Source organism: Allobosea sp. MMO-172 (genome assembly GCF_037147855.1).
Classification (GTDB): domain Bacteria; phylum Pseudomonadota; class Alphaproteobacteria; order Rhizobiales; family Beijerinckiaceae; genus Allobosea.
This window is the reverse complement of record NZ_JBBCUM010000007.1, coordinates 232,059-241,919: the sequence shown is the minus strand read 5'-3', so window position 1 is coordinate 241,919 and position 9,861 is coordinate 232,059. Positions and strand designations below refer to the sequence as shown.

The following is a 9,861-nucleotide window of genomic DNA, read 5'->3' as shown; positions in this document are numbered from 1 at the left end:
GGCTGACTTTGTAGGTCAGGCTCGGGAATTACTTGACCTTGCTGACCTGCATCGCGACGGTGCGGTCGCTATGCCAGGGCACGACCTTCAGGTCCGGCCGGCTCGCCCAGATGTTCTTGTAATGGTAGAGCGGCATGATCCCGACATCGTCCATCACGACCTTGACGGCGTCCTTGATGATCGCCTCGCGCTTGGCGTCGTCGAATTCGGCACTGGCCTTGGCGAGCGCCTCGTCCAGCTTCGGATTGCTGTAGCGGCCCCAGTTCGAGGCGCCGAGGCCCTTGGCGGGATCGACGGTCGCGAGGATCGCCAGCATCGCATAGGTGCCCTCGCCAGTGCCGTTGCCCCAGCCGATCATGCTCATCGCGTATTCGTTCTTGTTGGCCGCGCCGGAATAGACCGAGAAGGGCACGACCTCGACCTGCGTCTCGACGCCGATGCGGGTCCAGAACTGGGCGATGGCCTGCGCGGTCTCCGGCGCCAGCGGATAGCGCTCGCCGGGCACATGCATGGTCAGCTTGAAGCCGTTGGGATAGCCGGCCTCGGCCAGCAATGCCTTGGCCTTGTTGGGATCGACGTCGATCTTGGAGCGATCGGGATCGTAGCCGAAGCTGCCGGCGGGCATCCACTGCGTCGCAACCGTCACGCCGCCGCGCGCGACGCGGTCGGCGATCGCCTCGCGGTTGATCGCCATGTTGAGCGCCTTGCGGACGCGGACATCGAGCAGCGGGTTCTTGTCGAGCGGCTTGCCGGCCTTGTCGGTGAGGAATTTCGACGGGTTCGGGTTGAAGCTCGGCTGCATGATCAGCGCGCGCAGGCCCGGATAGGACCAGACCTTGACCTTGGGGTTCTTCTCCAGCTTCTCGATATCGGAGAAGGAGACCTTGTCGATGACGTCGACATCGCCCGAGAGCAGGGCGGCCGTGCGCGCCGCCGGGTTGGCGATATAGCGGTAGTTGACCTTTTCCCATTCGGGCTTCGGGCCCCAGAAGCGCTCGTTGCGCTTCATCTCGATGCGGTCGCCCGGCGTATAGCTGACGAAGCCATAGGGGCCTTCGGTGACCATCGCCTTGCCGCTGTTGTAGTCGTCGGTCGTCGCGCCCTGGCCGACATGCTTGCTGACGATGTAGATGCTGGAGATGTTGATCGGCAGCAGCGGATCGGGCGCATGGCTGGTGATCACCAGCGTATGCGGGTCCTTGATCTCGACCTTGGCGACATTGCGCAGGAAGCCCTTGTAGCTCGCGACCGTGCCAGGCACGTTCTGGGCGCGCTCGTAGGAGAAGGCGACATCCTCAGCCGTGACCGGCTTGCCGTCGCTCCAGACCGCGTTCTCGCGCAGCTTGAATTCCCAGGTATTGGGGGCGAGGTTCTTCCAGGAGGCGGCGATGTCGGGCACCACGCCGCCCTCGGTCTTCTGCGCGACGAGACGCGACCAGAAATGCTGCGAGACCGAATGGTCGCCGGCATGGTTGTTGAGCTGCGGGTCGATCGCCGAGACCGGATCGGCGAAGCCGATGCGCAGGTCTTGCGCATGGGCGGTTCCTGCAGCGACGATCAGCGCCGCCGAGAGGGCGAAGGTGCTCAGTTTGGTCGTCATGCGATCTCTCCTGTTTGCGCGCAGGCCGGGGCCGCTGCGACGTCGTTGAGGTGGCAGGCAGAACGGTGCCCCGGCACGATTTCGCGCAGGGCGGGGCGCTCGGTGCGGCAGCGATCGAAGGCGGCCGGGCAGCGCGGGTGGAAATGGCAGCCGGGCGGCGGCGCGGCCGGGCTCGGGATCTCGCCCTTCACCGGCGCATAGACCCGTCGCCGCTGTTTCAGATCGGGAATCTCCGCGAGCAACCCCTGCGTATAGGGGTGGTTCGGATGGGCGAAGAACCGGGCCGCCGGCGCATCCTCGACGATGCGGCCGAGATACATGATCACGACGCGGTCGGCGATGTGCTGGACGACGCGCAGGTCGTGGCTGATGAAGAGATAGGTCAGGTCCAGCTCGCGCCGGAGCTGCATGAACAGGTTGAGGATCTGCGCCTGGATCGAGACATCGAGCGAGGCGACGGATTCGTCGCAGACCAGGAAGCGCGGCTGCAGGGCGAGCGCCCGCGCGATCGAGATGCGCTGGCGCTGGCCACCGGAGAACTGGTGCGGGAAACGCTGGCGATAGGCGGGGTCAAGCCCGGCCCGGCGCATCTGCGCGCAGACATAGTCGTCGATCTCGGAACGCGAGGCGATGCCGTGAACGAGCGGTGCCTCGCCGATCGCCTCGGCCACCCGCATGCGCGGATTGAGGCTCGCCTGCGGGTCCTGGAAGATCAGTTGCACGTCGCGATGGACCGAGCGGTCGCCCTCCGGCGAGCGCCCGAAGACCGCGACCTCGCCGGTGCTCGGCGGCAGGAGGCCAGCGGCGATGCGCCCGAGCGTCGACTTGCCCGACCCGGATTCGCCGACGAGCCCGACGAACTCGCCAGCCGGGATGGTCAGGTCGATGCCGTCGAGCGCCCGGATGATCGGTTGCCGCTTCGCCAGATGCAATTTGACCGCAAGTCCGTCCGGGCGGCCGAAATGCCGGGTCAGCTTGCGCGTCTCCAGCGCGGGTACGGAAGAAATGGTGGTCACGGTCATGCCGGCACCTCGGCGGCGGAGGCGGGGCCGGATAGCGGATGGAAGCAGCGCAGGCGGTGCGCGCTCACCGTGAAGGCCGGCTGGCGCTCACAGGCGTCGTCGCGGCGGGCGCACCGCGGCCCGAAGGCGCAGCCTTGTGGCGGATCGACCATGTCCGGCGTCGTGCCGGGGATCTGCACCAGCATCGAGCCCGGCGCGCTGGCGCCCGGCAGGCTGCCGATCAACCCGGCCGTATAGGGATGGCTGGGCTGGTCGAGCACGGCGTCGACGCTGCCCTGCTCGACGATGCGGCCGGCATACATCACCGCGATCTCGTCGGCGATGCCGGCGATTACCGAGAGGTCATGCGTGATCCAGAGCAGGGCGGTGCCGCTCTCGCGGGTCAATTGCTGCACCTCGGCCAGGATCTGCGCCTGGATGGATACGTCGAGCGCGGTGGTCGGCTCGTCGGCGATGATCAGGTCGGGCTTGTTGATCAGCGCGATCGCGATGGCGACGCGCTGGCGCATGCCACCCGAGAGCTGATGCGGATAGGCGTCGAGCCGCGCCTCTGGGCTCGGAATGCCCATGGTGCCGAGCAGGTCGCGGGCGCGGGTCCGAGCCGAAGCGTCGTCGATCGATTCATGCGCCCGGATCGTCTCGATCATCTGCGTGCTGATCCGGAGCACCGGGTTCAGCGTCATCATCGGGTCCTGGAAGACCATGGCGATGCGGTTGCCGCGCAAGGAGCGCATCGCCTCTTCGCCGAGCTTCGTCAGGTCCTGACCCCGGAACAGGATCTCGCCGCCGACGATCTGGCCGGGCGGGTCGATCAGCCCCATGATCGAGAAGCCGGTGACCGACTTGCCCGAGCCGCTCTCGCCGACGAGGCCGAGCGTCTCGCCGGCCCGCAAACTGAAGGAGACGTCGCGCACCGCGTCGAGATCGCCGCGATCGGTGCGGAAGCGAGTGCGCAGGTTGCGGAGTTCGAGCAGCGGCGCGGTCATTTCAGCGCCCTCGGATCGAGCACTTCGCGCAGGCGGTCGCCGACGAGGTTGATCGCGACGATGGCCGTCAGCAGCGTCAGGCCCGGGAAGAAGCTGATCCAGTATTCGCCGGAGAGCATGAACTGGAAGCCGTTGGCGATCAGCAGGCCGAGCGAGGGCTGCGTCACCGGCGCGCCCAGCCCGAGGAAGGAGAGCGTCGCTTCCAGCGTGATGGCACGCGCGACCTGCAAGGCGCCGATGACCAGGAGCGGCGGCAGGCAGTTCGGCAGGACATGGCGCAGCAGGATGCGCGAGGTCGGCAGGCCGAGGCCTCGCGCGGCCTCGAAATAGTCACGCTTGCGCTCGACCAGCGCCTGGGCGCGGGCGGTGCGGGCGTAATAGGCCCATTCCAGCAGCACCAGCGTCAGAACGACATTGCCGATGCCCTTGCCGAGCAGCGCCAGCATCAGGAGCGCGACCAGGATCGAGGGCAGCGACATCAGGAGATCGACGAGCCGCATGATCAGCGCGTCGATCAACCCGCCGCTCCAGGCCGCGATCAGCCCGAGCAGGATGCCGATGACGCCGGCGAGCACGGCCGAGCCGACACCGACGGTGAGGCTGGTGCGCAACCCGTAGAGGATGGCCGAGAACAGGTCGCGGCCCTGTCCGTCCGTGCCCAGCAAGTAGGTGATGTCTCCGGTCGACGACACGGAGCCGGGCGTCATCCGGGCGTCGAGCACGTCGATGGCGGCGAGGTCGAACGGGTTCTGCGGCGCGATCTGCGGCGCGAACACGGCGCCGACCACGAGCAGGGTCATCAGGCCGAGCCCGATCCAGGCGGACGGCGCGCGCAGGAAGCGGCGGAGCGCGCTGCTTGACGGGCGACGGGCGGAGGCGGCGGCGGGAACCGTGGTCATGCCGAGGCCTCCTCGCGGACGCGCGGATCGAGCACGCGATAGAGAATGTCGACGATGAGGTTGATGATGACGAAGAGCGTCACCACGACCAGCAGATAGGCCATCACCACGGGGCGATCGAGCGCGTTGATGCTGTCGAGGATGAGCTTGCCCGAGCCCGGCCAGGCGAAGATGCTCTCGGTCACCACGGCGAAGGCGATGGTCGAGCCGAGTTCGAGCCCGAGCACGGTGACCAGCGGGATCATGATGTTGCGCAGGATATGCATCATCACGATCCGGCCGCGGCGCAGGCCCTTGGCCCGTGCGAAGCGGACATAGTCGAGTGGCAGCACCTCGCGCACGCCGGCCCGCGTCAGGCGGATCACCAGCGAGACCTTGAACAGCGACAGGTTGATCGCCGGCAGCAGCAGGTGCCGCCAGCCGTTCAGCGTCAGGAACGACCATTCGACGCCGAAGACGCGCACGGTCTCGCCGCGCCCGCTCGCCGGCAGCCAGCCGAGAGAGACGCTGAAGGTCATGATCAGCAGGAGCCCCACCCAGAAGGTCGGCAGCGAGAAGCCGAGAATGCTGCCGGTCTGGATCAGCTTGGAGAGCAGGCGCTCGGGATAAAGCCCGGCATAGAGCCCGAGCGGCACGCCGATGATGACCGCGAAGACCATCGCCGCGAAGGCGAGTTCCAGCGTCGCCGGCAGGCGCTGCAGGATCAGCGTCACGGCGGGCACGTTGTAGACGAAGCTGCGGCCGAGATCGCCCTGCAGGGCGCTGCCGACGAAGTTCAGGTACTGCTCCCAGAGCGGCCGGTCGAGGCCGAGCCGCGCCACGAGCTCGGCCCGGTCGATCTGGGTCGCGTCTGGCGCCAGCAGCAGGTCGGCGGGGTTGCCGACGGCATGCAGCCCGAGGAAGACCACGAGCGACATGGCGATGATCACGAGAAGCGCCTGCGCGACGCGCTGGAGCAGCCACCCGAGCATCAGACCGGCACCTTCGCGGGTTCGGGCAGGATCGGCACCCATTCGTCGCCGAAGATTTCGGGCTCCGAATACTCTTGGCCGCGCTGGAAATGCGCCTCGATATCCTCGCGGAAGAGGCGTGACGCGATCGCCTGCGACAGCCGCTCGGCGCCGTCGCTGATCGCTGGGATGTCGCCGGAAACCGTGCCATGCGACATCATCGCCGGGTAGCAGAAGCAGTGGATGCGTTCGAGCCCGGGGCATGTGCCGGGCAGTTTCGGCTGAAACTCGAAGGCAGGTCCCAGATCGGGCATGGCGCCGAGGCTGGGTTCGGCGTCAGGGGGCACGCCGCGATCGACCCAGTTGCGGGCGCAGGCCGCGATCTCGCGAAGGAAGGGCCGGCTGCCCCAATCGACCTTGAAGCCGGTCGAGAAGATCATGAAGTCGAAGCGCATCGCGCCGGCGCTGGTCTCGACCACGATCTCGTCGCCCTCCATTCGGGCCGAGATCAATGCGGTGCCTTGCCGGAAGAAGGCGTTCGGGAAACGCGAGACGCGCAGCACGCTGGCGCGCGGCGGTGGCACCTGCTCGCGGGCGATATAGCTGTTGATCCGCCATTTCCAGGCGTCGGGCAGATGGCGATAGCCGGCGATCGAGCCGGGATGGCCCATGCCCTTGCCGCGGTTGATGCGCGGGATGTCGCGGCGGCGGATCAGCAGGTCGACGCTCGCCGCGCCGGCTTCGAGCGCCGTGCCGGCACTGTCCATCGCCGACGCACCGGCACCGATGACCGCGACGCGCTTGCCGCGCAGCAGGGCGTAGTCGTTATCGTCCGAGGAATGCGCCCAGCGCTCGCGGGGCAGGCTCTCCGCAATCTCCGGCACGGCCGGGCCGCCGAGGCCGTCGCGGCCGGTCGCGAGCACCACATGGCGGGCGAGCACGCGCCGGCGCTTGCCGTCGGCGTCGATCTCCAGCGTCGCATGCTCGGGGCCGGGATGGATCATCGCGATCTCGTGGCCGCTGCGGACATCGAGAGCGAGAACCTCGCGGAACCAGCGCAGATAGTCCATCCACATCAGGCGCGGGATCTTGTCGAGCGCCTCCCAGTCGGCAGCGCCGAACTGCGCCTCGAACCAGGCGCGGAAGGTCAGCGAGGGGATGCCGAGCGCCGGGCCAGTCAGGGTCTTGGGCGAGCGCAGCGTCTCCATCCGCGCCGTCGTCGCCCAGGGGCCCTCGAAACCTTGTGGGCGCCGGTCGAAATTGACGGCGCGCAGGCCGATATTGCGGAAGGCGGCGGCTGCGGCGAGCCCGGCCATGCCGGCGCCGATGATTGCGACATCGAGCACCGGCTCGCCGCCGATGCTTTTCTCCGGGACCCAGGGCGCGGCCGGCAAGGTCAGCAATTCCAGTTCGCGGGCGACGCGGCGGTTCAGCGCGTCGAGCCCTTCCGGCGCCCCGGCTTGTTTCGTCGTCACAGCCGCGTCTCCTGTTTGGTCAGCGAGGCGAGGAGCGCGTGGTGCTCTTCGGGCGGGATCAGGGTGAAATCGGCGAGCCGCTTCTGTGCGGTGACTCTGAGCGCGGTAATCAGGTCGCGGGCCCTGTCGGAAAGGGTGACGCCGCGCGCGGTCACGACGCCGAAGCAATAGGGGATCGAGGTCGCCAGCGGCAGGATGCGGATGCCGGGCGTCGGATTGCCGGTCAGCGTCAGCGGCTCGACGATGGTGTGACACGAACAATCACATGGCAATGAAGCGGGATTAACCGGGACTATCCGGGATCAGGCGGAAAGCGGCGGCACTGCAAGCACTTAGGCGGGGCGCGGCGCGGCATTCATTGCCATATGATTGTTCGTCGATTTCGTGGCCGGAAATCCAGTAGGCCGGAAAGCCAGAAATCGGGCCTGCCGCTAACCCATTGAAATCGCGTCGGCGCCGGCCGCGGAACTCGGAACAAAACCGCCTGTGTGCGCGCTGCGCTTCCGAGTTTCGAAAAAGGCCGCGTTTTCAAGCCTCTACGCCACAACATCGGGCTTCATACCCATTCCCGAACTCGGAAGCGAATTCAGCCCCGCCGGAAGCGCTCCACGGCGCGCTGGGCCAGCTCGTCTTCGTCGATCGCGACCAAGGCATAGCTCGCCACGAGGTAGGCCATGCGCGTGCGCTCAAGCTCGTGCTGCTCCTCTGGAATGGTTGAAGCGACTTCTGCCCAAGCCTTGTCGAGGGCGCCCTGCGCCCGCGCGACATCGGCAGGATCGCTGAAGCTTGAGAATGGAATTTTCCAGGCCTCCTTGAACAGCCGGGTTGTATCAACCGACTTGCCACCCGTCACGATCTCTATGGCGTAGAGCGACCCTTTGGCGCGGCGCTCCAATTCCTTGCAGCTCGGCTGGTCAAGGCCGATGCCGTAGGGGCTGACTGGCTTGTCGACGCGACGGCCGCCGCAATCCATCGCGAATGCATCGGCGGTGCGAGCGTTGAGGAAACACCAGTTCATGCGACCGGCATGGCTGGTGGTGACGTGATCGAACCAGGCAGCCCAGCGATACATGATGGCGGCGCCGGCGTGCAGGCCGCCCATCGGTATGACCATCTCGACCTGGAAAGGATGCGAAACGTCGCGCCGTTTGTCGGTGATCTCGCCCTTGCGCCTGGCCATGATCAGCCCCGCCAGGCGTATCGGATGACGAGACCGACCAGCACGATCGCCAGCAGGATCAACCCCAGCCTCTGGTGCTGGCGCGTCCTCAGATCATGTTCGGTGCGGGTTCGATCGACGCCGCCAGGCTTGTCCCCGCTGTTCACCGTGATCTCCGCTCCTGACTCGTGGTGTCATAGAACGCCCTTGAGAACGAAACAAGAACGCGCTTCCATAGGCCTGCCCCAGCGGCACTGGGGCGTCAAAAGGAGAAAGCCATGAGTAAGGCAGACCCGACGCGGGAGACCGTCGCACATCTCACGTATTTTGTGGTTCAGGCGTACACAGCGGTGAAAAGGGGCAAGATTTCCGCCGACGAGCCGATCCCGGCCCGCGACCGGGATCATGCCATGCGGATGTTTGAGCGCTTCAAGCAGAGCCGAGCCGGCGTTGTCGCCTTTAGCCGTACTGGCGATCCGGCCACCGGAGATTACGAGGATGCGGTGATCATCGCACGCCACGGCACTGTTCCGTCAGAGATCGACGGCCTTCAGGACATGAGTGACGCAGAATTCGAACGATGGGAGCTCAGCGAGCACGATTTAAAGGTTGCTTGAAACACCGGAGGGCGGCTGAGAAGCCGCCCTTACGGCCTCGTCAAATCGCTGGACATCCACAAACAGGTGACGTCACCGGCAGGACGATAGCAGAAAAAGCCGGACCAAACGGCGGTATCCTCGACGAATAGCATCGTGCCCTTGCTTACGATCCGGCATTTTCCAGCAAGAACAGCCGCCCCGGCCAACTTTTTGAAAGCCTCGTGATCTCCGGAGTTGGCAATTTTCGCTATCCGACTCTGGAGCTCCTTATCCGCACAGCCAAGCGCGTCCCTCTGCGACGGCCTGGCTGACTGAGAGAGAGCAGCCGAAGCTGACAGGCCGATTAAGAAAGCGGCTCCAGCTGCCTGAAACAGAGTGCTGCTCAACGTCATATCTTCCCTCCCGCCCAAACGATCTTCCCCGCGATCCGCAATGCCTCAGCCTCCGGCGCCGCAAGCGTCTCAGATTCATAGCGCTCATTGTCGCTGATCAGCACGATCTTCCCTTCCCAGCCGCGACCAATCCGTTTGATGCGAACATCCTTGCCGTCGATGAGGGAGTAAACGCCCTCTATTCGTGGGACCTGGAACCGAGTGTCCAGCAGGCAGATCGAGCCGTCGCGGATCGTCGGTTCCATACTGTCGCCGCCGAGCTCGAGCAGCCGCGCGAAGCTTTCAGGCACCCCGAGCTCCGCGAGCCAGCGCCTTGGGAAAGGTAAGTGGTCTATGGCGGCGGGAAATGGATTCTCGATGCCCGGCCCGGCCGAGGCGACCACATCGAGAAGCGGGATATAGGCGATATCGGCATCCCCGGTTTCCCTCACCGACATGGCTTGAATGCCGGCCGACTGTTCGATGCCAGCCAGCCAGTCGAGTGATCGATTGGCTGCCTTGGTGAGTCGGACGATGGGCCAGAAAGGCGGACGAGCCTTCCGATCACGCCATTTAGCGACCTGCTCCGCCGAATAGCCCGCGAGCTCCGCCGCCAATTGGAGCGTTCCAAGCGCGTCCAGAACCTCCCGAAACCGCTGATAAAAGACATCATCCGGCCAAGTGGCGTCAGATGCCGCTAATTGTTCATCCATGGCGGTTGCGTATCGCTAAAAATCGAGTTACGGTATCTTTCGTTACTGAGAAGGTTAACAGATGGCGGGATCACTCGCCAAATGTCG

The 9,861-nt window shown here is 65.8% G+C and carries 11 protein-coding genes; 1 reads left to right on the top strand and 10 read right to left on the bottom strand.

The window, feature by feature from the left end; genetic code table 11:
* Positions 1-28 precede the first annotated feature (28 nt).
* The 9 genes from WFK61_RS13250 to WFK61_RS13210 form a co-directional block, all read right to left on the bottom strand.
* On the bottom strand, positions 29-1,600 hold the full coding sequence (locus WFK61_RS13250) for an ABC transporter substrate-binding protein (protein ID WP_336812331.1): 1,572 nt from the start codon (positions 1,598-1,600) through the stop codon (positions 29-31).
* Positions 1,597-2,622 (bottom strand): ABC transporter ATP-binding protein, encoded by a 1,026-nt coding sequence (locus tag WFK61_RS13245; RefSeq protein ID WP_336812329.1) that lies wholly within the window; start codon positions 2,620-2,622, stop codon positions 1,597-1,599. Before WFK61_RS13245 ends, WFK61_RS13250 begins: the two co-directional genes overlap by 4 nt.
* Positions 2,619-3,608, bottom strand: coding sequence for an ABC transporter ATP-binding protein (locus tag WFK61_RS13240; RefSeq protein ID WP_336812327.1), 990 nt, complete (start codon positions 3,606-3,608; stop codon positions 2,619-2,621). Before WFK61_RS13240 ends, WFK61_RS13245 begins: the two co-directional genes overlap by 4 nt.
* Positions 3,605-4,507 (bottom strand): ABC transporter permease, encoded by a 903-nt coding sequence (locus WFK61_RS13235; RefSeq protein WP_336812325.1) that lies wholly within the window; start codon positions 4,505-4,507, stop codon positions 3,605-3,607. The genes WFK61_RS13240 and WFK61_RS13235 overlap by 4 nt, the downstream gene beginning before the upstream one ends.
* Complete coding sequence (locus WFK61_RS13230; RefSeq protein ID WP_336812323.1) at positions 4,504-5,478, bottom strand: ABC transporter permease; 975 nt, start codon at positions 5,476-5,478, stop codon at positions 4,504-4,506. The genes WFK61_RS13235 and WFK61_RS13230 overlap by 4 nt, the downstream gene beginning before the upstream one ends.
* Entirely contained in the window at positions 5,478-6,932 is a 1,455-nt protein-coding gene (locus tag WFK61_RS13225) for an NAD(P)/FAD-dependent oxidoreductase (RefSeq protein ID WP_336812322.1), read from the bottom strand. The genes WFK61_RS13230 and WFK61_RS13225 overlap by 1 nt, the downstream gene beginning before the upstream one ends.
* Positions 6,929-7,204: a type 2 periplasmic-binding domain-containing protein gene (locus WFK61_RS13220; RefSeq protein ID WP_336812320.1), complete on the bottom strand. Its 276-nt coding sequence runs from the start codon at positions 7,202-7,204 to the stop codon at positions 6,929-6,931. Before WFK61_RS13220 ends, WFK61_RS13225 begins: the two co-directional genes overlap by 4 nt.
* Positions 7,205-7,518: 314 nt before the next feature.
* Positions 7,519-8,112: a hypothetical protein gene (locus WFK61_RS13215; RefSeq protein WP_336812318.1), complete on the bottom strand. Its 594-nt coding sequence runs from the start codon at positions 8,110-8,112 to the stop codon at positions 7,519-7,521.
* Between the two features lie 2 nt (positions 8,113-8,114).
* Positions 8,115-8,258 (bottom strand): hypothetical protein, encoded by a 144-nt coding sequence (locus WFK61_RS13210; protein ID WP_336812317.1) that lies wholly within the window; start codon positions 8,256-8,258, stop codon positions 8,115-8,117.
* Positions 8,259-8,369: 111 nt separating this feature from the next.
* On the opposite strand from WFK61_RS13210, the gene WFK61_RS13205 reads away from it, so the two are divergent.
* Complete coding sequence (locus tag WFK61_RS13205) at positions 8,370-8,708, top strand: hypothetical protein (RefSeq protein ID WP_336812315.1); 339 nt, start codon at positions 8,370-8,372, stop codon at positions 8,706-8,708.
* Between the two features lie 370 nt (positions 8,709-9,078).
* Here WFK61_RS13205 and WFK61_RS13200 read toward each other — a convergent pair whose 3' ends face one another.
* Positions 9,079-9,774, bottom strand: a complete 696-nt coding sequence (locus tag WFK61_RS13200) for a S24 family peptidase (protein WP_336812313.1) — start codon at positions 9,772-9,774, stop codon at positions 9,079-9,081.
* Between the last annotated feature and the right edge of the window lie 87 nt (positions 9,775-9,861).